This window comes from Cupriavidus phytohabitans (genome assembly GCF_017815025.1).
GTDB lineage: Bacteria > Pseudomonadota > Gammaproteobacteria > Burkholderiales > Burkholderiaceae > Cupriavidus.
In genome coordinates this window covers 142,059-165,342 of the sequence record NZ_JAGIQB010000001.1, presented here as the reverse complement: position 1 = coordinate 165,342, position 23,284 = coordinate 142,059, and the positions used below count along the sequence as shown (strand labels likewise).

The window sequence follows — 23,284 nt, the reverse complement described above, 5'->3', positions numbered from 1 at the left end:
GTTCTGGAAGTCTGTATCGGGGGCTACCGGGGCTACATTTCCACGCCGCGCTGCGCCTTGATGCCCTGCTGGAAGGCGTGCTTGACCGGCGTCATGTCGGTGACGGTATCGGCCGCCTCGACCAGTGCCGGCGGCGCGCCGCGTCCGGTGATGACCACGTGCTGCATCGGCGGTCGCGCGCGCAGGTCGGCGATGACCTGGTCCACATCAAGATAGTGCAGCTTGAGCGCGATGTTGAGTTCGTCGAGCAGCACCAGCCCGATGGCCGGGTCGCGCAGCATGCCACGCGCCACTTCCCACGCGGCTTCGGCCTTGGCCACGTCGCGCGCGCGGTCCTGGGTGTCCCAGGTATAGCCCTCGCCCATCACGTGGAATGCACATTCGTCGGGGAAGCGGCGCAGGAACATCTCTTCGCCGGTCGGCTGTGCGCCCTTGATGAACTGCACCACGCCGGCACGCATGCCGTGGCCGAGCGCGCGCACCACCATGCCGAAGCCGGAGCTGGACTTGCCCTTGCCGTTACCGGTGGTGATGACGATCACGCCACGCTCGTCCTGCGCGGCGGCGATCTTGGCGTCGATCACTTCTTTCTTGCGCGCCATGCGCGCCTTGTGGCGCGCGTCGCGCTCCGGGTCGTCGGTGGCGGGGTTGTGGGAATCGGTCATGGGTTCGGGTCTTGCGTAAAGAGTCGCGGCGCCGGGGCGCCATCGGGAATCAGTGCGGTATGCACGCCGTCGCTGACGCTGACGATGCGGGTGCGCAGCGCGCGGGAGCAATGTTCGGGAGTCAGTACCTGTGCCGCCGGGCCGCGCAGCGCGGTGCCGTCCTCAGCCATCAGCAAGGCGTGCGTGGCGTAGCGCAGCGCCAGCGTCAGGTCGTGCAGGATCACCACGATGGCGTGGCGACCGGCGTGGGCCAGCGCGGCAAGCCGCTCCAGCACCAGGATCTGGTGGCGCAGGTCTAGGTGCGAGACCGGCTCGTCGAGCAGCAGCAGCGGCGCCTGTTGCGCCAGCGCGGCGGCCAGCGATGCGCGCTGCCGCTCGCCGCCGGACAGCGTCAGCACGTCGCGGGCCGCCAGTGCCTCGATATCCATGGCGCGGATCGTGTCGCGCACGACGCGGTCGTCCTCGCTGCCGGTCCAGCCCCAGCCGGACAGGTGCGGGTGGCGGCCTACGCGCACCGCATCGAGCACCGACATGGAGAACGTATCGTGCACTGCCTGCGGCAGGTAGGCACGCTGTCGCGCCAGCGCCGACGGCGCCACCTGCACGGCAGGCCTGCCGTCGATCTCGACAGCGCCGCCATCCACGTGGCGCAGCCCCGCCATCGCGGTCATCAGCGTGGACTTGCCGGCGCCGTTGGGCCCGGCGATGCACCACAGCTGGCCGGGGCCGATGTCCAGCGTCAGGTGCTCGACCAGCACGCGCTGGCCGGTGCGCAGCCGCACCTCGCGCAGCGCCAGCACGGGGCAGGCCGCGAGCGGCTGCGACCAATCGGCGTTCGCGCTCATCGCGGCCTCCGCAACAGCAGATACAGGAAAGTCGGCACGCCCAGCAGCGCGGTGATCACGCCCACCGGCAGCTGTGCCGGGGCGATCACGGTGCGCGCGATCAGGTCGGCCGCCATCAGCAGCGCACCGCCCAGCAGCACTGCTGCCGGCAGCAGCATGCGCTGGTCGTTGCCCCACGCCAGCCGCACCAGGTGCGGCACGACCAGGCCGACGAAGCCGATCGAACCGGCGGTAGTGATGGCCACCGCGATGCACACCGAGGCCAGCAGAAAGGTCAGCAGCCGCACCCGGCCCACGCGCACGCCCAGCGACTGGGCCACGGTCTCGCCCAGCAGCATCACGTTGAGCGCGCGCGCCATCGGCATGGCGAGCAGCAGCGCGACGACCATCGTGGCAAGCGCGCCGCCATAGCTGGCGGTGCCGCCCAGGTCGCCGGTCAGCCAGAACAGCATGCCGCGCAGCCGCGATTCCGGCGCCACGGCAAGGATCAGCGTGATCACCGCGCCCCAGCCGGCGGCAAGGATCACGCCTGTCAGCAGCAAGCGTGCGCCGGCTTCGCGATGGCCGCCCTGCACCTGCGGGTGCAGCAGGTCGCGCCGCGCCAGCGTTGCCACCAGCAGCATCGAGCACAGCGCGCCGACCGCGGCGGCCGTCTGCACACCCCACCACGGCGCCAGCACCAGCATCGCCAGCAAGGCGCCGACCGACGCGCCGCCGGAGACGCCCAGCACGTAAGGCTCGGCCAGCGGGTTGCGCAGCAGCACCTGCATCAGCGCGCCGGACAGCGCCAGCAGCCCGCCGCAGGCAAAGGCCGCGGCCGCGCGCGGCAGGCGCAGTTCGCGCACGATGGCACTGGCGGTGCCGCTGTCGGTGCCCGTATCGGCACCGCTGAGCGCCTGCCACAGTTCGCGCGCATCGAGCGAGACGCTGCCCAGCGCGAGCGAGGCCGCGAAGACTACGACCGACGCCAGGGCGAGCGCCAGCCACAACGCCACGGCGCGCCGGAACTCAGACATGGCGCGCCCGTGCGCTCATCGCTGGCGCCAGCCCAGCGTGATGAAGCCCGCGCGCCCCTGCGTGTTGTAGGGGTAGGCGAGCTGGTAGTCCTTGTCGAACAGGTTTTCGACGCGGGCGGCAACGAACCATTGCTTGTCGATGTTGTAGCGAGCGTTGAGGTTGACGATACCGTATCCGCCCAGGCGGCGCGAGCCGGCATCCATGCGCGACGACGATACCAGCCATTCGCCGCCGAAGCGCCAGTTGCCGAAGTTGCGGCCCACGTCGAGCGCGGCATGGCGGCGGGCGCGGCGCAGCAGCTGGGTGTTGTTCTGCTCGTCGACCGGATTCTGGAAGGTCACGCTGGCGCCGAGGTCGGTGCCGTAAACGGTGGCGCGCCACGACGCCTCGATGCCCTGCACCTTGGCCTTGTTGACGTTCTCGGCCAGGAACATGCCGTTGGGCTGCAGCGCCGACACGATCAGGTCGTCGTAACGGGTCTCGAACGCCGTCACGCGCAGCAGCCCCGCCGTGGCGGTGGTGTACTGCACGCCCGCCTCGACCGACCTGGCGCGCTCGGGCTGCAGGTTTGGCTGGCCGAAATTGGGGAAATACAGCTCGTTGAAGGTCGGCGCGCGGAAGGCGTTGCTGACGTTGGCGATCAGCTTGAACGCATCGGTCACGTTATAGCCGTAGCCGGCGAAGAAACTGCTTTGGTTGCCGAAGTCGGAATAGTGGTCATTGCGCGCGTTGAGCTGCAGCTGGTGCTTGCCGATGCGCCCGTCATAGCCGCCGAACACCGAGAACACGTTGCGCGTGGGCGCGCCGTAGGCGCTCGAAACCAGCTCCTGCTGCAGGTAGTCGGTGCCGAACAGCAGCGTGTGGTTGGCGGCGACCGCATACTCGTTCTGCCAGTTGAACTGGCGGTTGCGGGTATTGAAGGTGCCGTTGGGACGCCCGTTGAGGAAAGTGTCGCTGTTGTCCGCGCTCTGCGACAGCTTGAAGTGCGTGGTCCAGTCGGCGCCGACCTTGCCGTTGACGAAGGCCGACAGCGCATACAGCTTGCTGTCGGTGCGGTTGTCGTCGGTCGGGCGGCCGAAGGCGCTGTCGAACGACAGCTTGCTCTTCGAATAGTAGCCGCTGAAGCCCGCATCCCAGTCGGGCGTGAAGCGGTGCTTCACCTGGCCCGACACGCTCTGGTTCTCGTACGGGTTGTCGTTGGGGTTGGCGCGCGGCGCCTGCTGCGTATTGATCGACGAGAAGCCGTCGGTCTTGAACGCCGAACCGGTCAGGTTGAAGGAGGTATCGCCGACCTGCCCGCCGTAGCCAACGGTACCCTGGCGCGTGTTGTTGCTGCCGTACTCCACCGACGCATTGGCCGCCGGAGCCTGGCCCGCGCCGCTCTTGGTAAAGATCTGCACCACGCCGCCGATCGCGTCCGAGCCGTACAGTGCCGACACGTTGCCGCGCACCACCTCGATCCGGTCGATCTGGTCGGGCAGGATGTTGGCCAGCTGCGCGGTGCCGCTGCTGGCCGCCGACACGCGCACGCCATCGATCAGGATCAGCGTCTGGTTGGAATTGGCGCCGCGCATGAACAGCGTGGTGTTGCTGCCCATGCCGCCATTGGCCGAGAATTCCACGCCGGCCTGGTTGCGCAGCAGCGTGCGCAGGTCCGGCGCTTGCGAATTGACGATATCTTCCTGCGTCACCACCGTCGTGTGCGGCAGCGCCTCGGTAATGGATTGCGCGGTGCGGGTGGAAGTCACCACCACCGGGGCCAGCTGTTGGGCGGTGCCGCTGTCGGCGGCTTGCGCGAACGAGGTGGCCGGGACCAGGGTGAACGAGGCAATGGCTGCCGCAATCGCAGACGAGGTTGCGGGCACGAGCGGACGCACCGCCGGGGCTGCCGGGCGGGTCGACCTGTGGAGCGATGAACGCATGATGCAGGACTAGGTAGGAACGGCCGGGCCCGTTCCCCCGCGGACCATATGGCGATGAGGCGTGCCGCGCACGGGCGGCAGCCCGCGTTCAGGCCGGTATCCGGGCTGGCGACTCGGAACCGGCGCCTTCCCGAACCTGAGGTTCAGTGGCGTGTGGCCGGTCCTGCGTGGACATGTGGCCGGGATCGGATCCCGGTCGTTGCCAGCGGCCCTTCCGGCAGGCTGGCTGCGGAAGTGGCTGGCGCTGGCGGATGCGCACGCGGTCGCTTACCGTTGCGGGGGCAGCACAGGTTGGCCCTTCCGGCGCGCGGCTGGCAAGGCTCCCTGTTTCCCGTTGAACTGCCCTTTCGCCACGGACGAAAAGGGCGAGCACCTGGAACGTGCGCGAGTGTAGGGAGTTTCGCAACCCGCGTCAACGCGGCGCCCGTAGTGATTTGTCACAACTCTGGCAGGGTTTTGGGTGCAGAAGGCTGCAACTTCCATGCAGGTGCCCGGTCAGAAACGCTTTCCTTCGCATTGTGCGCGCCGGCGCATCGGCTAGAATCGCGTTACCTGACTTTTATCCCATCATGACAGGCCCTATGCTCAACGAACTCGAACAACTGGCCGCGAAGATCGGGCGCGTGCTGCACCATGCGGACACCCTGGCGGCGGAAAACCAGCGGCTGCGCGACGAGATCGCCCGGCTAGAGGGTGAAGCCGCGCAATTGCGCAGCGAGCGCGAGGCCATGGCAGCCGACCGCGAGTTGCTCAACATCAAGATCGAGGAAGCGCAGCTGCGCATCCAGTCCATCCTTGACAAGCTGCCGACGGCCAGCGACACGCGCCAGCTCGACCTGCTGGGCGAGGGCGCCGCGGCAGGCGCAGAGCCGCACAAGGCCTCCGGAGAACACGCATGAGCAACAAGCAAGTCGAAGTCAACATTGCCGGCCAGCCGTACCGCTTTGCCATCGCGCCCGAGAACGAGGCTGCGCTGCTCGAGGCCGTGGCACTGGTCGACACGCAGATGAACAAGCTGCGCAACGGCATCGCCGCCAAGGGCGTCGAGCGCGTGGCCGTGATGGCCGCCATTTCGATCGCATCCGATCTGCTGGCTCTGCAGCGCAAGCAACAGGCCGAGGGCACGATCCCGGTCGAGGCCATCCACGCACGCATCCGCGAGCTGAACGAACGCGCCGACGAAGCGTTGCGGCAATACGCGCACGTGGGCACCGGCACGAGGGGCTGAGCGGACCGCTTGAGGCCCGCCCTGTCAGCCCCATATACCGTGAAAATGGAGGGATGTGCAGCGGATGCCGCGCTGTCGCGCAAAATGTAACGATACGCGCGTGTGGACTTGGTAAGGCCTGCAGCGCGGTGTATAGTGTAGCCAGACTGCACGAGGCACCACAGAAGTGCAGCTAACTGGCCAGGTTATCGCGCCCGGCCGCCGTTTTCATCCCATCCTAGTTAGAAACGGCAAACGTCTGACATCCCGCAGGCAGGTCACCTACCCGACCGGTCGAAGCGGTTGTAGCGTCAGACGTTTGACAGTTTCCCTGCCTGGTTCGTGAGGGTCATAAACTCCTTGAACCGATATGCATTGCATGGTGCGGGATCATGTCGCGTGGGCGAGCGCGTCGTCGCATTCATAGTCCGGGCCTGGCTTGGACTCCCTGAGTGGATGATGTACCCGAAATGCGACTTCCGCAGCCACTCTGAACCTCACTTGGGTTCAGGATGCCGACCCAGCGGCCGAGGCGGGGACCCCTTAAAAAGGCGGTGGTTTTCTGAACCATCGCCTTTTTTCTTTGCGCGCGCGCGTGGCCATGCCCGCGCGCCCCGACCCCTTCATCCACGAACCGCGCCGTGAGCCCGAACCAGAACAAACGCGCCCGCCAGTACTGGCTGATGAAATCGGAACCGGATGAGGCCAGCATCGACGACCTCGCCCGCGAGGGAACGCTGCCGTGGACCGGCGTGCGCAACTACCAGGCGCGCAATTTCATGCGCGACGCCATGCAGATCGGCGATGGCGTGCTGTTCTATCACTCGTCGTGCCCCGAGCCCGGCATTGCCGGCCTGGCCGAGGTCTGCTCCACGCCCTACCCCGACCCGACCCAGTTCGATTCCAGCAGCCCCTACTACGACGCCGCGTCGAAGCCCGATGCGCCGCGCTGGCTGCTGGTCGATGTCCGCTACGAACGCAAGAGCACGCTGATTCCGCTGCCCGCGCTGCGCGAGCATGAGGAACTGGCCGACATGGTGGTGCTGCGCCGTGGCAACCGGCTCTCGATCACGCCGGTCACGCCGGCGGAATGGCGCTTCATCACCGGCAAGCTGATGCGCTGAGGCCGGCTCCTATGCAGCTTGCTACCCTGCCGGTGCTGATCCCTGCGCTGCTGGCCCTCGGCGCCTTTACCGGCTTCTGCGCCGGGCTGCTCGGCGTCGGCGGCGGCATGATGATGGTGCCGTTCCTGACGCTGCTGTTCACCGCGCTGGGCTTTCCCACGGAAGCCATCGTCCATATGGCGATCGCCACCTCGATGGGCACCATCCTGTTTACGTCGCTGTCGTCGGTGCGCGCGCACCACCAGCGTGGCGCGGTGCGCTGGCCCGTGGTGCTGGCGCTGGCACCCGGCATCGTGCTCGGCGGCATGGTCGGGGGCGGCAAGGTCTTTGCCGCACTCAAGACCAGCTGGCTGTCGCTTGCCTTTGCCGTGTTTGTCGGGTTTTCCGCGCTGCAGATGCTGCGCAGCCGCCGCCCCGTTCCGAGCCGGCAACTGCCGGGCGCGGCGGGCATGCTGGGCACAGGCGGCGTGATCGGATTCCTGTCGAGCCTGGTCGGCGCGGGCGGCGCCTTTGTCTCGGTACCGTTCATGACCTGGTGCAACGTGCCGATCCACAGCGCGGTGGCGACGTCGGCGGCTCTGGGCTTCCCGATCGCCGCCGCCAGCGTGGCGGGCTATGTCTGGAGCGGCTGGCAGATGCCGGGACTGCCGTCGGGATCGATCGGCTACATCTACCTGCCGGCGCTGCTCGTCATTGTTGCGGCCAGCATGCTGACCGCGCCGCTGGGGGCGCGCACCGCGCACCGGATGGATGTCGGGCAGCTGCGCAAGGCCTTTGCAGTGCTGCTGCTAAGCCTGGCGTCCTACATGCTGTGGAAGGCCTGGCAGGCGTTCTGACGGCACGGGGCCTGCAACATTCGTTTGCAATCTCGCGGAACGTTTCATGCGCTGGTTCCGTCTGACAGCCACTACGTTTTTTCGGGAGAACAAGTTGACGTCCTCCCCTACCTAAAGACAGTCTAGAGACAGGGGATTCCCACACCTGGCGATGCACGTCCGCATCGGAGAATGTTCAGCGCAGCATTGGTATCACGGTCATGCACGGCACCACAGCTACTACAGATCCACTCTCCTATTCGCAGTCCCGCGATACCTTTCGGCCGCGTCGTACTGTCTTTCGAACCGCACGCCGAACAGGACTGGGTAGAACCGCTTTCGTTCACTTCCTCAAACGTCGCCCCGTGCGCAATCGCTTTGTAGCGGAGCTTGTCCCGGAAGGACGACCAGGATGCGTCGTAGACGCTTTTCGCCATCCAGGTCTTGGCGAGTTTCACAGCCGACACGTTGCCGACTGCGATGTAATCAAAGCGCCGGACGAGATCGAGCGCGAGCTTGTGCTGGAAGTCGGCGCGGGCATTCGCCACTTTGGCATGCAGCTTGGCGATATGCCGCTTGTGCTTTCGCGCCCGCTGCGCCTTCGCCAATCGTTCGGCGGCATGCCGGCCAAACCGGTCATTGGGAAGCTTCTCGCCGGTCGAGAGCGTCGCGAAGTCCTTCAACCCAAGGTCGATGCCGACGCCAGTTTGAATCGGGCGTGCCGGCACATCAGCGACTTCGATCACGATGTTGAGAAACCAGTTCCCGCGCGAATCCTGGGCAAAGTTTGTGCCGTCCTTAATCTTGCCTGCGGGCAACGGGCGGCTGTTGAACACGCGGAAGGTATGCCCGGCAAAGCGAAACGCCTCGCCCTCCCGTTTCAGATCGCGGCCCTTCAAGGGCACCCATCCAAGGCACTTCCTGCCGCGGTATCGCAGATAAGGACGGCGATGCTGGCTGCGCGATTTCGCTTACTGCTCGCACGTCGCATTGACCGTGCCGGAATGGATACCGAGTTCCTTACTGCTGCCGGTGGTCAGCACGTTCAGATCGAACCCGCTTGGCCACTTCTTGCCCCATTTGAGTGCGTGCTTCTGCGTGTCATTACAGAAGTTCCAGACGTAGTTCACCGCTCGGCTGTGCTTGTTGAGCAGGCCGTTGAGCGACTTCACCCGGTAGCGGTAGACGAGCATCATGCCGCTCATTCTAACGTTGGAATGCCGCCTGGCGGCGGCATTCCTTTCACTCCCCGCCATGAATGGCGGGGTTTCTCGGAGCAAATCTGATGAAACACTGGCTTGCCGCCACCCTGCTGGGCACCACCGCCATCGTCGCTTCGGCGCATGCCGGGCCGACGGAGACGCCGTCCGGCGTAATGTCGCTGTCGGCACAGGCTGTAAGCGAAGTGCCGACCGACATCGTGCACCTGACGCTCGCTGCCGAACAGGAAGGCGCGGAGCCCGCGGCGATCTCGACGGCGCTGTCCACGCGCACCCAGGCGGTGCTGGCACAGGCCAAGCGCACGCAGGGCGTGACCGCGGAATCGGGCGGCTTCACCATCCACCCCAGCACCGACCGCAATGGCCGCATCAGCACGTGGCGCGGGCGTTCCGAGATCATCCTGAAGTCGCGCGATTTCTCCGCGGTGTCGAAGCTGGCGGGCGAGCTGGCCAGCCAGATGCAGGTGCAGAACATCGCCTTCTCGCTGTCGCGTGAAGCGCGCGAAGCGGCCGAGGCCAAGCTGGCCGAACAGGCGGTGGCGTCGTTCCGCAACAAGGCGCAGTCGACCACCAAGCTATTTGGCTACAACAGCTACACCATCCGGGAAGTCAACGTGAGCGAAAGCGGCGTGGTGCCGCCGATGCCGCGCATGTATGGCGCAGCCAAGGCGATGATGGCCGATGCCACGGTGCCGGTGCCGGTGGAAGGCGGCAAGACGCAGGTGACGGTGTCGGTGAACGGGTCGGTGCAGATGCTGAAGTAAGCCGGCAGGGCACCGCTTGCGTGCTGCCTCTCCCGCAAGCGGGAGAGGCAGCAGACCCTGGAACGTCAGAGCGTCGCGAACTGCTGCCGCAACACGTTCTTCTGCACCTTCCCCATCGTATTGCGCGGCAGCTCGTCCACCACGTGCACGCGCTTGGGCACCTTGAAGTTGGCGATGCGTCCCTTCAGCGTACCGATCAGCTCCGACTCATCGATCTGCGCGCCCGGTTTCTTCACCACTACCGCCACCACCGCCTCACCGAAGTCCGCGTGCGGCACGCCGATCACCGCGCTCTCGGCCACGCCCGGCATCTCGTCGATAAAGCTTTCGATTTCCTTCGGGTAGACGTTGTAGCCGCCCGAGATGATCAGGTCCTTGCTGCGGCCGACGATGGTCAGGTAACTGTCCGGCACCTGGCGCTCACCCGCCTGGCTGACGATGGCGCCGCCAAAGCGGCCGACGTCGCCGGTCTTGAACCAGCCATCGTCGGTGAACTCTTCCTTGGTCTTCTCCGGCATGCGCCAGTAGCCCTTGAACACATTCGGGCCCTTGACCTCGACATTGCCGATCTCGCCCGGCGCGCACGCCTTGCCCTCGCCATCGACCACGCGCACCGACACACCCGGCAGCGGCATGCCGACGGTGCCGCCGATGCGCTCGCCCAGCGCGGAGTCATACGGGTTGGACACCAGCATCACCGTCTCGCTCATGCCGTAGCGCTCCAGGATGGTGTGGCCGGTGCGTTCGCGGAAAGCATCGAAGGTTTCCAGCAGCAGCGGCGCCGAGCCTGACACGAACAGCCGCATGCGACGGCAGGTGTCGTCGTCGAAGCGAGGCTCCTGCAGCATGCGCACATAGTAGGTCGGCACGCCCATCATCACGGTCGAGCGCGGCAGGAGTTTCAGCACCTGCGCCATGTCGAGCCGGGGCGCCCAGATCATCTTGGCGCCGGCCAGCAGCGCGCCGTGCGAGGCCACGAACAGGCCGTGCACGTGGAAGATCGGCAGCATGTGCAGCAGCACGTCGTCGCTGCGCCAGCCCCAGTATTCGTGCAGTGTCTGCGCGTTGGACGCCAGGTTGCGGTGTGTCAGCATCGCGCCCTTGCTGCGACCGGTGGTGCCCGAGGTGTAGAGGATTGCGGCGAGGTCATCGTCCTGGCGTTCAACCGTGGCGAAGGTGTCGTCCTTGCCGGCGGCGCGCGCCAGCAGCGAGCCGCTGCGATCTTCATCCAGCGTGAACACGTGGTTGACGCCGTGGCGGAACGCCACCTTGGAGACCCAGCCGAAATTCTTGCTGCTGCACACCACCACCGACGGCTCGGCGTTGCCGACGAAGTAGTCGATCTCCGCCTCCTGGTAGGCGGTGTTCAGCGGCAGGTAGACATAGCCCGCGCGCAGCGTAGCCAGGTACAGGAACAACGCCTCGGGCGATTTTTCGACCTGCACGGCCACGCGCGCGCCTTCGGGCAGGTTCAGCGAGGCCAGCAGGTTGGCCAGCTTGGCGGTGGCGCGGTCGAGGTCATCCCAGCTGTAGTACAGGCCGTCATGGGTCTCGATGCAGCAGGCGGTGCGGTCGGCGGGAAAGCGGGATTCGAACAGGGCGAACAGGTTGGCGTTCATGGTGTGGATCGAACGAAAGACTTGGAACGGTACGGGTCAGGCAGGGGCAAATGCCCCCGATGCCAGGCTGTGCGGGCATGGCAATCCCGCATTCTGGCAGATTTGCCGGACTACTCTCCCCGGAACTGCGGCGGCCGGCGCGCCAGGAAGGCGGCCACGCCTTCGGCATGGTCGGCGCCCTCCGCGTAGGCGAAATGAGCGTCGAGTTCGGCCGGAGACAGCGCCGCCGGCATCGGCGCCAGGCGGTGGATGGTGGACTTGTTGATACGCGCCGCCGCGGGTGCGCCGGCGGTAATGCGGCGCACCGTGGCATCGACTTCGGCGGCCAGCGCGCCCGGCTCGACCACGCGCGTCAGCAGCCCCTTGGCACGCGCCTCGGCGGCGTCGAAGACGCGGCCTTCCAGCAGGATCTCCAGCGTGGCGGCGCGCCCGGCCAGCGTTAGCAGGCCTTGCAGCTCCCCGGGCGCCATCGGAAAGCCGAGCCGGTTGATCGGCACCCCGAAGCGGCTGTCCGAGGCGGCGATGCGGAGGTCGCAATGGCACGCGATCTCCAGGCCGCCGCCTACGCATACGCCCTCGATCATCGCCACGGTCGGGTGCGGGCATTGCGCCACCGCGGCCAGCGCCGGCGCGATGGTAGCCATGTGGTAGTGCCGCACCGCAGCCTCGTCACCGCGTTCGGCGGGAAACTCGGCGATGTCGGCGCCGGCGGCAAAGTTGCCGTCGGCGCCGCGCACGACCACGCAGCGCAGCGCAGAATCGGCGGCCAGCCGGGTGAAGCCCGCGGCCAGCTCGCGCCACATCTGCGCGGAAATGGCATTGAGCTTGCCGGCATGCGACAGCGTCACGGTCGCCGTGGCGCCCTGCGTGGCAAAGACGACGGTGCCGCTCATCGCGGCGCCCCGGTGCATCGGATCAGCATGGCCTGGCGCTCCGTTCAGTCCATCTTGGCGCCGGACTGCTGCACCACCTGCGCCCAGCGCCGGATCTCGGCACGCTGGAACTGCGCGAACTGCTCCTGCGTGAAGGCCGGCGTCTCGGAGCCGTTGTTGAGCCAGATCTGCTTCATTTCCGGCGTGTTCAGCGCCTTTTCGGTTTCGACGTACAAGCGGTCGACGATCTCCTTGGGCGTACCCTTGGGCACCCACATCGCATACCAGGTCGAGACCTCGTAGTTCGGCACCCCGGCCTCGGCCGCGGTCGGCACATTGGGGAAGGCCGGCGAGCGCTTGCTGGAAGCCACCGCCAGCGCCTTGATGCGGCCCGCGCGGATATGCTGCGCCGACGAGCCCAGGCCGTCGAACATCAGGTCGACCTGGCCCGCGATCAGGTCGGACAGCGCCGGGCCGGCGCCCTTGTACGGGATATGCGTGATAAAGGTCTTGGTCTGGAGCTTGAACAGCTCGCCCGCCAGGTGGTGCGACGAGCCGTTGCCGGCCGATCCATAGTTAAGCTTGCCCGGGTTCTTGCTGGCGTAGGCGATCAGTTCCTGCAGCGTGTTGGCCTGCACGCGGGTGGGGTTGACCACCACCACCTGCGGCGGCTGGGCGATCACGGTGACCGGGATGAAATCCTTCTCGATGTCGTAGTCGAGCTTCTTGTAGAACGACGGGGCGATGGCATGGTGCGCGCCGCCGATGAACACGGTATAGCCATCCGGCACGGCCTTGGACGCCAGGCTGGCGCCAACGGTGCCGCCGGCGCCGCCGCGGTTGTCGATCACGAACTGCTTGCCCAACTGCTTGGACAGCTGCGCAGTCAGCGGCCGCGCGAAAGCGTCGGTGCCGCCGCCGGCGGGGAACGGCACGATCACCGTGACGGGCTTGGACGGCCAGGTATCGGCATGGGCCGCGGGTGCCGCGAACAGGGTGGCGGCACCGATGCCGGCCACGCCCAGAGCCATGCCCGCTGCCCGCGCGCACGCGGCCAGGCTGAACTGACGACGATTCATCTTGCTGTCTCCTCTCTCTCTTTTCTTCGGAAAGTCGATTAGATTGCCGCGAGCACGCGCCGCGGCATGGGTCTACTGCATGGTCCCGGCAAGAAAACGCGGCGCGCGTGGCGCCGCGGCTGCGGGGGCGATCCCCGTGACCTGACCAGGGTCACAGCAGCTTCCCGACGCTACGGCCGATGCGCGGGTTGCCTGCACCCAGACGTGCCAGATTGTCATCCAGCGCCTCCGGTACGTAAAGGTAATTCACCATCATGCCGCAGCTCTGGCTTCGGCCTTTTCGCGACAGGTCGGCGGCCCAGTTGAGCCGCTCGACGCAGGCGCCGTTGCCCAGGTGGAAGCGAGCCACCGGATCCGCCGGCAGCGCCTGGTGGCGCTCGCGTACCAGGTAATGCGCGGCCAGCGCCATCGCGGTATCGCGCGTCAGCGGCTCGGCATCGGCGGGCGCGTCGGCCGACAGCGCCGCCAGCCACCCCGACCCGTCCGCCGGCGCCTCGCCGTGGCGCTCGCGCCAGCGCGCCAGGCGCTTGTCGCCGAGCGCGCGCGACACTGTATCCGCGTCCTGCTTGCGCAGCCAGTCGGCAAACCCGGGAATCGGCGACAGCGTGGCGAACTGCTTGACCTTGGGGAATTCGCGCTGCAGTTCCTCGATCACGCGCTTGAGCAGGAAATTGCCAAAGCTGACGCCACGCAGGCCGGGCTGCGTGTTGCTGATCGAATAGAAGATGGCCCACTTCACGCGGCGCAGGTCTTCCAGCGGCGCGGCCTCGTCGAGCAATGTCTGGACATTGGCGGCCATCTCGGGAACGAACGCGACCTCGACGAAAATCAGCGGCTCGCGCGGGATGCGCGGATGGAAGAAGGCGTAGCAGCGGCGGTCTGAGTCGAGCCGGTTGCGCAGGTCGGTCCACGAGGCGATCTCGTGCACGGCCTCGTAGCGGATCAGCTTCTCCAGCAGCGAGGCGGGCGAGTCCCAGGTGATCGGCTGCAGTTCCAGCAGGCCCACGTCGAACCAGTTGGAGAACAGCGCCTCGAGGTCGTCGTCGAGCACGCGCAGCCCCGGCACCCGCCGCTGCCAGCGCAGCATGTCGGCGCGCAGCTGGATCAGGAAGTGCAGCCCGCACGCGCTGCTGCCGCGCTGGCCGTGGAGCGCGGCCAGGCGCTTGAAGAAGCGGATGCGGGCGCTGGACAGGGCATGGGTCAGCCCGGAATGGCCGCCCTTGCCGTCGGGCTTCGCCTCACCCTTGGCTTCACCTCTGCCTTCACCCTTGGCTTCACCTTTGCCTTCACCCTTTGCGTCGCCCTTGCCCTCGCCTTTGGCGTCGGCGGCTTTTTCGCCGCTGCTGCTGGCCACCTCGGCAAGCAACTCCAGCATGGCACGCCGGGTGGCCTCGCCCGCTGCCTCGTACTCGGCCTGCCATGCCTGCGCGGCGGCATTGGCGGCACCGTCGGTCAGTCGGGCATCGAAGCACAGCCGCAACTGCTCGCGCTGGCGCCGCGCCACGCGCGGTGCCAGCGGCACCTCGCCGTCGGCATGCGCGACGTCGTTGGCTGCCTTGGCCGCGGCCTCGGCTTCGCCTTTGCGGCCCCACCAGCGGCCCAGCCGCGACAGGAAATTACTGCCGGCCGGCTCGCTCTCGCCCAGCGGCGCGCTGATTTTCTGGTCACCCGTGTCGAAGGAGTTCATGCGGTACCTGCCTTGTGCATCGATCGGAACGTAGAAGACTTGCCATGCTGCGGTGAAAGGCGTGAGCTGTGAAACGTGTGGCGTGGGCAGCTAGTCGTCGCCACTGGCCACGCGCAGCGCCGGCGGTGCCCGGGTCGGCTGCGCCGTGCCGGCGGCGTTGTCGAGCGCCTGCAGTGCCGCGCGCTGGCGCAGCAGATGGGTCTTCATCATCGCCTCGGCACCTTCAGGGTCGCGCGCCTTGAGTGCGGCGAACACCGACAGGTGCTCGGCGCAGGACTCGCGGATGCGGCCCGGCAGCTTCAGGCTCTTGTGGCGCGACAACCGCAGCACCTTGCGCAGATCGCTGATCAGCCCCGACAGCCAGCGGTTGCCGGCCAGGCGCTGGATCGCCTCATGGATCTGCGCGTTGGTTTCGTAATAGGCGTCGATGTCGCCGGCCTGCGCGTAGCGGGCCAGGTCGGCGTGCAGGCCGTCCAGCGCATCCAGGTCGGCGCGCGTGGCGTTGCGCGCGGCCTCGTAGGCGCAGCGGCCTTCGAGCAGCGCCATCAGCGGGAAGATCTCGTCCAGGTCCTGCTCGGACAGTTTGTTGACAAAGCAGCCGCGTCGCGGCTCGAGCCGGACCAGCCCTTCGGCAGCCAGCACCTTTAACGCTTCGCGCAGCGGCGTGCGCGAGATGCCGAGCAACTCGGCCATCGCGCTTTCGTCGATCCAGGCGCCGGGCGTCAACGTATGGGCATCGATCATTGCGCGCAGCCGGTCTGCGACTTCGAGGTACAGGGCCTGCTGGACAATGCGCATTGCCACCCCCGGTTGAGTACTCCGTTGGCCGGAACCAATGCGTCCCGGTCGCCATAATTCATAATTATGGATTAGGACGGCGACGATACAAGCGATTTCGATGCTGCATCGCGGAACACAGGATCAATACGGAACAAGCGCCGGAGATAACGAGTGAGACCGGGCGTGACAGGCGCCGGCATGGCGAGAAGGAGGTGCGGCGGGCGTTTCCATGCCTCCCTGCAAAGAAACGCCCGCGCCTGAAAGGACTACTGAACTGCTTGCATCGCCTGCGGATACGTCCGTATCCGCCGCGTGGGTCATCATTCAAACCTGGCGCTGGCCCGGCGCCCCCCTTGAAACGCGCTTGCGCGCGGATTTTCCCGTTGCCCTGTTCGGTGGCGTGAAGCATCCGACCCCAGTGGTCCTGCCGGACCCTCCCTGAATGCTTCCGTGGCGGCTGTGGCTTGCCGCTCATCTTGTAACAGTATCGTTAGCGATTAACGTGCCAGTGGCTCTAAGTCCTTGAATTTATTGATGGCACGCATCCGAAACTTGTTACAGATTACGACCAGTGTAACAGGATGTTTCTCGATTGTTACGAGGGTTTTCCCATGGGGCCAACGAGGCAAACCCGACTGTCGGCAATTGCATATGGAAAATGTGCGGCGATCTTAATTTATCGATGCGAGAATGTGCACGACGCACCGCAATAGCCTGATTTCAATCGGTTGCATATCTGATACAAGCGCGGAGCGATATTTGCCGCGTTTCGTTCGCCAAACCGCATTTCTATTTACCCGGGAGCCTGCCCATGCACGCCGGCAGCAGCGATTTCACATTCTCTTCGTCCGCGGCCCTGGACACGGCGCCGGCGTTGCCGCAGCCTTTGCGGCTGTCCTTCACCGGTTCGGGATCGGAGTATTTCCGTATCTGGATCGTTAACGTACTGCTGACCATCGTCACCTTCGGTGTCTATTCCGCCTGGGCCAAGGTGCGCACGCTGCAGTATTTCTATCGCAATACCCGGCTCGATGGGGCCAGCTTCGATTACCACGGCAAGGCCTCCGCCATCCTGAAGGGGCGCGCCATCGTGTTCGGCCTCGCGCTTGCGTTCCAGCTGGCCTCGAATGTATCGCCCTTCCTCGCGCTGGCGATGCTGGTAGCCCTGCTGGCGGTATTCCCGCTGCTGCTGGTGCGCTCGCTGCGCTTCCGCATGGCCAATTCCAGCTACCGCGGCCTGCGCTTTGCCTTCACGGGCGGCGATGCCGGGGCCTACAAGGTATTCGTGCTGTGGCCGCTGGCAGCGGTGTTCACGCTGGGGCTGCTCGGGCCGCTGGCGCACCAGCGATTCAAGCAATACCAGCACCGCAACACACGCTTCGGCACGGCGCCGTTCGGCTTTGCCGCCGGCGCCGGCGAGTTCTACGGCGTCTACCTGCGGGCTTTCGGCGTGGTGCTGGCCACGGTTGTCGCCGGCATCGTGCTCAGCTTTGTCCTGGGCGCGGTGGTGGCACCCGGGGCCAAGGGCCTTGCCGCCGCGGTAATCCTTGGCTTCGCGATTGCCGGCTTCTACCTGGGCCTGCTGGCGGTCAGCCCCTACCTGATGGCGCGCCTGCAGAACGTCGTGTGGAGCCACACCACGCTCGCCCCGCACGCCTTCCGCAGCCAGGTCGGCGCGGGCCGCATGATCTTTATCTTCGTCACCAACCTGATCGCCATCGCGCTCACGCTGGGCCTGTACCTGCCGTTCGCGCGGGTCCGCGCCGCGCGTTACCGGGTCGAAAGCGTGACCATGCTGGCCGCCAGCCCGCTCGACAGCTTTGTCGCCGGCGAGGTGCAGCAGGTCGGTGCGCTGGGCGATGCCGCAGTAGACTGGTACGACATCGACATCGCGCTGTGATTGCCGCGCCCGCCAGCCCTGGCACCATGATCCCAGTCACCTACTTCGATGGCCGCACCTCGCGTGCGCATCCCGCGACCCTGGCCGTGGAAGCGCGGCAGGCCGTGCTGCGCGACCCCGGCGGCGCCGAACTGCGCCGCGCCGCGCTGTCCGATGTGCGCGTATCCGAACGCGTACGGCGCGCGCCGCGGCTGGTCACGTTCGCCGACGGCGCCTTCTGCGAAATCAACGACCACGCCGCCTTCGACCACATGCTGGCCGCCACCGGCCACCGCGAAGGGCTGGTGTCGCGCGCGCAGAACAGCTGGCGCCTGGCGGGGATGGCGGTGGCGGCGCTGGTGGCGGTGCTGGTGCTGGGCTATTACGTGCTGCTGCCGTGGGGCGCGGGCGTGATGGCGCGCACGGTGCCGGCGGAAGTGGAGGCCCATCTGGGCAGGCTGACGCTGGCGAGCCTGGACAACGGCGTGGTCAAGCCGACGCAGCTGCCGCAGGCCGAACAGGAACGCATCCGCCAGGGCTTTGCCGCGCTCAGGCGGCCGCCCGACGCGGGACACGACTACCAGATCCTGTTCCGCCAGGGCGGTGAAATCGGCGCCAATGCCCTGGCGCTGCCCGGCGGCACCATCGTGGTCACCGACGAGCTGGTCAGCCTGGCAGGCACCGGCGCGGGAATGATGGGGGTGCTGGCGCACGAAGCCGGCCATGTGGCGCGCCGCCACGGCCTGCAGCAGGTGATCCAGGCTTCGGCGCTGGGCGCGCTGTCGGCCTACCTGTTCGGCGACATCTCGACGGTACTGGCCGGCGTGCCGGCCGCCATGCTGACGCTGCGCTACTCACGCGACCACGAGCGCGAGGCCGACGACTTCGCCATCGAGGTCATGCAGCGCAATGGGCTGCCGCCGGCGGCGCTGGCCGATGTGCTGGTCAGGCTGGAACAGCGTGCGAGCGCCGGCGCGACGTCGTCGGCATCGGAAGCCGCACCGGACCGCGGCCAGGACTTCCTGTCGACGCACCCGCATACACAGGCGCGCATCGACGCGCTGCGCCGCGCCGGCAGGTAATCCGCCGCGGCGCCTGCGCTCAGGCTGCCGGCTGCGGCGCGCCCGCGCCCGGCTGGCGCCGGTAGGCCCAGATCACCATGGCGATGCCGGCCAGGATCATCGGCAGGCTCAGCCACTGTCCCATCGACATCTTCAGCGCCAGCAGGCCGAGGAAGCTGTCCGGCTCGCGCGCAAATTCGGCGGCGAAGCGGAACGCGCCATAACCGATCAGGAACACGCCCGACACCGCGCCCATCGGCCGCGGCTTGCGCGCGAACAGCCACAGGATGATGAACAGCGCCACGCCCTCGCCGGCGAACTGGTACAGCTGCGACGGATGGCGCGGGATGTTGTCGCCCGCCTGCGGGAAGATCATGCCCCAGGGCAGGTCGGTCGCGCGGCCCCACAGCTCGCCGTTGATGAAATTGCCGATGCGGCCGGCGGCGAGCCCGCACGGGATCATCGGCGCGATGAAGTCGGTCACCTCCATCCAGTGGCGACGCCGCAGTTTGCCGAACAGCCACATGGCCACGATCACGCCGAGAAAGCCGCCGTGGAAGGCCATGCCGCCCTCCCACACCTTGAAGATCTCCATCGGGTGCGCCAGGTAGTACGTCGGCTTGTAGAACAGCACGTAGCCCAGCCGCCCGCCCAGGATCACGCCCAGCACGCCGAAGAACAGCATGTCGTCGAGGTCGCGCGTGGTCCAGCCCTTGGCCGCCATATGCGGCTGGCGGATGCGCAGGCGCCCGAACCACAGGAACATGATGAACCCGGCCAGGTACATCAGCCCGTACCAGCGGATGGCAAGCGGGCCCAGGTGGATGGCAACCGGGTCGAACTGGGGATGGATCAGCATGTTGGCGTGAATGAAGTTATCTGTATGGGCCAGCCGCGCGCTCAGCGCGGCGCCGCGGCGGCCTCGCTGGCCAGTGCGCCTGCGATCTCGATGAACGACCGCAGCACCGGCGCCACGCCGGCGCTGCCGCCGTCGCGCCAGGCCAGCCCGGTCTCGATCTGCGGGCCGGACTCGCGCAGCGCCAGGTACGACACGCCGGTGCGCCGGAGGTTGCACAGCGATGCCGGCACCAGCGCCACGCCCATGCCGGCCGACACCAGGCTGACGATGGTCTGCATCTGGATGGCTTCCTGCGCGATCGCCGGCACCAGGCCCTCGCGCGCATAGTAGCCCGTAATGATGTCATAAAACGCCGGCGCGCTTCGGCGCGGGAAGATGATCAGCGGTTCGGATGCCGCATCGCGCAGCGACACCTTGCCGTCCTGTGCGAGCCCGCCCGGCGGCCGCCAGCCGTCGGGAACGGCCAGCACCAGCGGTTCGCTGACCAGCGGCAGGTAGGCCAGTCCGTGCGGCATCGCCGGCAGCTGGGGCCGGATCACCAGGCCCGCGTCGATCGTGCCTTCCAGCAGCGCTTCGAGCTGGACGTCGCTGGTGGCCTCGCGCAGTTGCAGTTGCACCGCCGGATGACGCGCCCGGAAGCGCCGCAGCAGGTCGGGAAGGATGCCGTAGTCGGCCGTGCTGACGAAGGCCAGCGACAGCGAACCCAGCTCGCCCCGCGCCAGCCGCTGCGCCAGCCCGGGCAGCGCCGCGGCATCGGCCAGCACCCGGCGCACCTCGGGCAGCCATTGCGCGCCGGCCGGCGTCAGTGCCACCGAGCGGCGCGTGCGCACGAACAGGGGCACGCCGAGTTCCTCCTCCAGCGCCTGGATCTGCTGCGACAGCGGCGGCTGCGTCATCGACAGCCGTTGCGCGGCGCGGCCGAAATGCAACTCTTCCGCCACGGTGACGAAGTAACGCAGCTGACGCAGGTCCAACCCGCCTCCTGATATGTTTTTCGACTCAATAAAGGGCAAATAATATATTTGACACTCCAAAATGCAAGGGGCATGCTCTCCGGCACAACATCGGCTGCCCGCGTGACAGCGCCCGACTCCGCGGCGCCGGACATTCCCCCGGAGACCACCATGGCATTCAACAAACGCTCCCGGAACATCACGCAAGGCGTGGCGCGTTCCCCCAACCGCTCGATGTATTACGCCCTCGGCTACAAGCAGGAAGACTTCGACAAGCCGATGGTGGGCATCGCCAACGGCCACTCCACGATCACCCCCTGCAATGCAGGCCTGCAGCGCCTGGCCGACGCGGCGATCGACGCGATCAAGGCATCCGGCGCCAACCCGCAGGTGTTCGGCACGCCCACCATCTCGGACGGCATGTCGATGGGCACCGAGGGGATGAAGTACTCGCTGATCTCGCGCGAGGTCATCGCCGACTGCATCGAGACCGCGGCGCAGGGCCAGTGGATGGACGGCGTGGTCGTGATCGGCGGCTGCGACAAGAACATGCCCGGTGGCATGATCGCGCTGGCGCGCACCAACGTGCCGGGCATCTACGTCTACGGCGGCACCATCAAGCCGGGCAACTGGAAGGGCAAGGACCTGACCATCGTGTCGTCGTTCGAGGCGGTGGGCGAATTCACCGCCGGGCGCATGAGCCAGGAAGACTTCGAGGGCGTGGAAAAGAACGCCTGCCCGTCGACCGGATCGTGCGGCGGCATGTACACCGCCAACACCATGAGCTCGTCGTTCGAGGCGCTGGGCATGTCGCTGCTGTACTCGTCGACCATGGCCAACCCGGACCAGGAGAAGGTCGACAGCGCGGCCGAATCGGCGCGCGTGCTGGTCGAGGCGATCAAGAAGGACATCAAGCCGCGCGACATCATCACGCGCCAGTCGATCGAGAACGCCGTGGCGCTGATCATGGCCACCGGAGGCTCGACCAACGCGGTGCTGCACTACCTCGCCATCGCGCACTCGGCGGAAGTCGAATGGACCATCGAGGACTTCGAGCGCATCCGCCGCAAGGTGCCGGTGCTCTGCAACCTGAAGCCGTCCGGGCAGTACGTGGCCACCGACCTGCACAAGGCGGGCGGCATCCCGCAGGTCATGAAGATCCTGCTCAAGGCCGGCCTGCTGCATGGCGACTGCCTGACGATTACCGGCCGCACGCTGGCCGAAGAACTCGAACACGTGCCGGACACCCCGCGCGCCGACCAGGACGTGATCCTGCCAATCGAAAAGGCGCTCTACAAGGAAGGCCACCTCGCAATCCTGAAGGGCAACCTGGCCGAGGAAGGCGCGGTCGCCAAGATCACCGGGCTGAAAAACCCGGTCATCACCGGCCCGGCGCGCGTGTTCGAGGACGAGCAGAGCGCGATGGAAGCCATCCTGGCCGACAAGATCAACGCCGGCGACGTGCTGGTGCTGCGCTACCTCGGCCCCAAGGGCGGCCCGGGCATGCCGGAAATGCTGGCGCCGACGTCGGCCATCATCGGCAAGGGGCTGGGTGAGTCGGTCGGGTTCATTACCGATGGCCGCTTTTCGGGCGGTACCTGGGGGATGGTGGTCGGCCACGTGGCGCCCGAAGCGTTCGCCGGCGGCACGATCGCTCTGGTGCAGGAAGGGGATTCGATCACCATCGATGCGCACAAACTGCTGCTGCAGCTGAATGTGGCGGACGAGGAGCTGGCCCGGCGCCGGGCCAACTGGAAGCAGCCGGCACCGCGTTATACGCGCGGGGTGCTGGCGAAGTTTGCGCGCCTGGCGTCGACGGCCAGCAAGGGCGCGGTGACGGACTGAGGCGCCTTTGCCGTATGCAAGAAAGCCCGCAAGGTCGCGGGCTTTTTTGTTGGCGAGGCGTCTTGCATGCCGGCGGTTTGCTCCACTCTCCCAAATGGAGAGGGGAAAAACCCTTCGCCGCGCCACGGCGACGATGGCTCTCCTCAGTCCCCGCCCGGCGTCCGCTCGATCTCCTCCAGCGTCGCGTCCAGCCACTCCACCAGCCTGGCCTCCAGTGACTGCGTCAGTTCGCTGGCCAGCTGCGCGGTCAGCGGCGCCAGCCGCGCCTGCAGCGTGGCTTCGGTATGGGCCTCGACCACCTGCGGCCATTCGGTGCGGAAGCGCAGCATCACCCGCGACAGCAGCTCGCTGCGCATGGCGCGCAGGTCGTCCTCGCCGGGATCGGCCACCGCCGCCGGGGCTTGCGGCGGCGGTGCTTCGGCCTGCGGCTCCCCGGTATCGCCCACGTGCATGACCATGCCGGATTCGGCCATGCCGAAGGTATCGATGACGCCTTCCTGCGAAGCGGCCAGCGGCTGCGCCGCCGATTCCGTATCCGGCAGTTCGACCACTTCGGTCAGCAGCGGAATGCTGTCGTTGGGCCCGGGCCGCGGGATCACCCGCGATGTGGTGCGTTCGCTCATGTTGCGTCTCCCTTGGGCTGGCCGATATCGTGATGCGTCAGCGGATAGCCGCGTTCGCGGTAGAAGCGGTAGCGCTGGCGGCCGGCTTCGCGGGCGGCGTCGCCCGACCCCACCACTTCGATCAGGCGTTCGAAACTGGCGAATTGCGCCGGCGGCTGGTCGGACAGGTTGATCAGCAGCTGGTGGTGCGGCACGCCTTCGGTGGTGGCGGCCAGCAGGATCGGCGTGACCGCCGCATTGGGGTGTTCCAGCCCGCAATGCGGCAGGAAATCCAGCGCCGAGAAGGTCCACAGGCGTGCATCCAGGTCCGCCAGCTGCGCCGGCGTGCCGTGGATCACGACCTTCTGGCCGGCGCCGTAGGCCTTGCGGACCAGCCGGCAGACATAGCCGAGCAGGTCCGGCACGTTGCTGTGGAAGTCGATGCGCGTCATGGACGTTTGCTGCTTGC

At 67.1% G+C, this 23,284-nt stretch carries 21 protein-coding genes, 1 other RNA gene, 1 pseudogene and 1 riboswitch; of the genes and pseudogenes, 9 read left to right on the top strand and 14 right to left on the bottom strand.

From position 1 onward, the window contains the following. Window positions 1–32: 32 nt before the first annotated feature. From cobO to J8I34_RS00775, 4 genes are read right to left on the bottom strand one after another with little or no spacing between them, the layout of a single operon-like run. A complete protein-coding gene (cobO, locus tag J8I34_RS00790; protein WP_029046053.1) occupies window positions 33–665 on the bottom strand; it encodes a cob(I)yrinic acid a,c-diamide adenosyltransferase in 633 nt (210 codons plus the stop codon). Next, window positions 662–1,510: an ABC transporter ATP-binding protein gene (locus J8I34_RS00785; RefSeq protein ID WP_209769536.1), complete on the bottom strand. Its 849-nt coding sequence runs from the start codon at window positions 1,508–1,510 to the stop codon at window positions 662–664. The genes cobO and J8I34_RS00785 overlap by 4 nt, the downstream gene beginning before the upstream one ends. Further along, a complete protein-coding gene (locus J8I34_RS00780; RefSeq protein ID WP_209769533.1) occupies window positions 1,507–2,526 on the bottom strand; it encodes a FecCD family ABC transporter permease in 1,020 nt (339 codons plus the stop codon). The genes J8I34_RS00785 and J8I34_RS00780 overlap by 4 nt, the downstream gene beginning before the upstream one ends. 15 nt (window positions 2,527–2,541) lie before the next feature. Further along, window positions 2,542–4,449 carry a TonB-dependent receptor domain-containing protein gene (locus J8I34_RS00775; protein ID WP_209769531.1) on the bottom strand — a complete coding sequence of 636 codons (1,908 nt, stop codon included), beginning with the start codon at window positions 4,447–4,449 and terminating at the stop codon, window positions 2,542–2,544. A gap of 74 nt (window positions 4,450–4,523) precedes the next feature. Further along, a riboswitch (cobalamin riboswitch) is annotated at window positions 4,524–4,842 on the bottom strand. A gap of 188 nt (window positions 4,843–5,030) precedes the next feature. Between J8I34_RS00775 and J8I34_RS00770 the strand changes: the two genes are divergently transcribed. The 5 genes from J8I34_RS00770 (at window position 5,031) to J8I34_RS00750 (ending at window position 7,616) form a co-directional block, all read left to right on the top strand. Then, a complete protein-coding gene (locus tag J8I34_RS00770) occupies window positions 5,031–5,348 on the top strand; it encodes an MreC domain-containing protein (RefSeq protein WP_063240132.1) in 318 nt (105 codons plus the stop codon). Next, a complete protein-coding gene (locus J8I34_RS00765) occupies window positions 5,345–5,677 on the top strand; it encodes a cell division protein ZapA (protein WP_029046048.1) in 333 nt (110 codons plus the stop codon). The genes J8I34_RS00770 and J8I34_RS00765 overlap by 4 nt, the downstream gene beginning before the upstream one ends. Window positions 5,678–5,981: 304 nt before the next feature. Continuing rightward, window positions 5,982–6,199: non-coding RNA, 6S RNA (gene ssrS, locus J8I34_RS00760), on the top strand. Window positions 6,200–6,297: 98 nt separating this feature from the next. Further along, entirely contained in the window at window positions 6,298–6,780 is a 483-nt protein-coding gene (locus J8I34_RS00755) for an EVE domain-containing protein (RefSeq protein WP_029046047.1), read from the top strand. An 11-nt stretch (window positions 6,781–6,791) separates the two neighbouring features. Then, window positions 6,792–7,616, top strand: coding sequence for a sulfite exporter TauE/SafE family protein (locus J8I34_RS00750; protein ID WP_209805138.1), 825 nt, complete (start codon window positions 6,792–6,794; stop codon window positions 7,614–7,616). Window positions 7,617–7,738: 122 nt separating this feature from the next. On the opposite strand, the pseudogene J8I34_RS00745 reads toward J8I34_RS00750, so the two are convergent. Further along, window positions 7,739–8,791, bottom strand: a pseudogene (locus tag J8I34_RS00745) (RNA-guided endonuclease InsQ/TnpB family protein). 89 nt (window positions 8,792–8,880) lie between these two features. Between J8I34_RS00745 and J8I34_RS00740 the strand changes: the two are divergent. Then, the gene (locus J8I34_RS00740) at window positions 8,881–9,579 is read left to right on the top strand and encodes an SIMPL domain-containing protein (RefSeq protein ID WP_209805137.1); all 699 of its coding nucleotides are present in this window, start codon (window positions 8,881–8,883) and stop codon (window positions 9,577–9,579) included. A 65-nt stretch (window positions 9,580–9,644) separates the two neighbouring features. On the opposite strand, the gene J8I34_RS00735 is transcribed toward J8I34_RS00740, so the two are convergent. The 5 genes from J8I34_RS00735 to J8I34_RS00715 all read right to left on the bottom strand — a co-directional run bounded on the left by J8I34_RS00735 (window position 9,645) and on the right by J8I34_RS00715 (window position 15,634). Then, window positions 9,645–11,198: a malonate--CoA ligase gene (locus tag J8I34_RS00735; RefSeq protein ID WP_209805136.1), complete on the bottom strand. Its 1,554-nt coding sequence runs from the start codon at window positions 11,196–11,198 to the stop codon at window positions 9,645–9,647. Between the two features lie 110 nt (window positions 11,199–11,308). Next, window positions 11,309–12,091 carry an enoyl-CoA hydratase/isomerase family protein gene (locus tag J8I34_RS00730; RefSeq protein ID WP_029046043.1) on the bottom strand — a complete coding sequence of 261 codons (783 nt, stop codon included), beginning with the start codon at window positions 12,089–12,091 and terminating at the stop codon, window positions 11,309–11,311. Between the two features lie 44 nt (window positions 12,092–12,135). Continuing rightward, on the bottom strand, window positions 12,136–13,149 hold the full coding sequence (locus tag J8I34_RS00725) for a Bug family tripartite tricarboxylate transporter substrate binding protein (protein WP_029046042.1): 1,014 nt from the start codon (window positions 13,147–13,149) through the stop codon (window positions 12,136–12,138). A gap of 151 nt (window positions 13,150–13,300) precedes the next feature. Continuing rightward, window positions 13,301–14,836 (bottom strand): malonyl-CoA decarboxylase domain-containing protein, encoded by a 1,536-nt coding sequence (locus J8I34_RS00720; RefSeq protein WP_209805135.1) that lies wholly within the window; start codon window positions 14,834–14,836, stop codon window positions 13,301–13,303. A gap of 90 nt (window positions 14,837–14,926) precedes the next feature. After that, window positions 14,927–15,634 (bottom strand): GntR family transcriptional regulator, encoded by a 708-nt coding sequence (locus J8I34_RS00715; protein WP_209805134.1) that lies wholly within the window; start codon window positions 15,632–15,634, stop codon window positions 14,927–14,929. A 793-nt stretch (window positions 15,635–16,427) separates the two neighbouring features. On the opposite strand from J8I34_RS00715, the gene J8I34_RS00710 reads away from it, so the two are divergent. Next, the gene (locus J8I34_RS00710; protein ID WP_209805133.1) at window positions 16,428–17,516 is read left to right on the top strand and encodes a YjgN family protein; all 1,089 of its coding nucleotides are present in this window, start codon (window positions 16,428–16,430) and stop codon (window positions 17,514–17,516) included. A 26-nt stretch (window positions 17,517–17,542) separates the two neighbouring features. Then, window positions 17,543–18,577: a M48 family metallopeptidase gene (locus J8I34_RS00705; RefSeq protein ID WP_209805132.1), complete on the top strand. Its 1,035-nt coding sequence runs from the start codon at window positions 17,543–17,545 to the stop codon at window positions 18,575–18,577. Window positions 18,578–18,596: 19 nt separating this feature from the next. Here the strand turns inward: J8I34_RS00705 and lgt are convergent, their stop codons facing one another. Together lgt and J8I34_RS00695 are read right to left on the bottom strand one after the other, a co-directional pair. Then, window positions 18,597–19,415, bottom strand: a complete 819-nt coding sequence (gene lgt / locus J8I34_RS00700; RefSeq protein WP_029046037.1) for a prolipoprotein diacylglyceryl transferase — start codon at window positions 19,413–19,415, stop codon at window positions 18,597–18,599. A gap of 41 nt (window positions 19,416–19,456) precedes the next feature. Further along, a complete protein-coding gene (locus J8I34_RS00695) occupies window positions 19,457–20,389 on the bottom strand; it encodes a LysR family transcriptional regulator (protein WP_209805131.1) in 933 nt (310 codons plus the stop codon). Between the two features lie 150 nt (window positions 20,390–20,539). Between J8I34_RS00695 and ilvD the strand changes: the two genes are divergently transcribed. Then, the gene (gene ilvD / locus J8I34_RS00690; protein WP_209805130.1) at window positions 20,540–22,213 is read left to right on the top strand and encodes a dihydroxy-acid dehydratase; all 1,674 of its coding nucleotides are present in this window, start codon (window positions 20,540–20,542) and stop codon (window positions 22,211–22,213) included. Window positions 22,214–22,356: 143 nt separating this feature from the next. On the opposite strand, the gene J8I34_RS00685 is transcribed toward ilvD, so the two are convergent. Together J8I34_RS00685 and J8I34_RS00680 are read right to left on the bottom strand one after the other, a co-directional pair. Further along, complete coding sequence (locus J8I34_RS00685) at window positions 22,357–22,836, bottom strand: DUF2486 family protein (protein WP_209805129.1); 480 nt, start codon at window positions 22,834–22,836, stop codon at window positions 22,357–22,359. Then, a complete protein-coding gene (locus tag J8I34_RS00680) occupies window positions 22,833–23,267 on the bottom strand; it encodes a DNA polymerase III subunit chi (protein ID WP_029046033.1) in 435 nt (144 codons plus the stop codon). Before J8I34_RS00680 ends, J8I34_RS00685 begins: the two co-directional genes overlap by 4 nt. Window positions 23,268–23,284 lie beyond the last annotated feature (17 nt).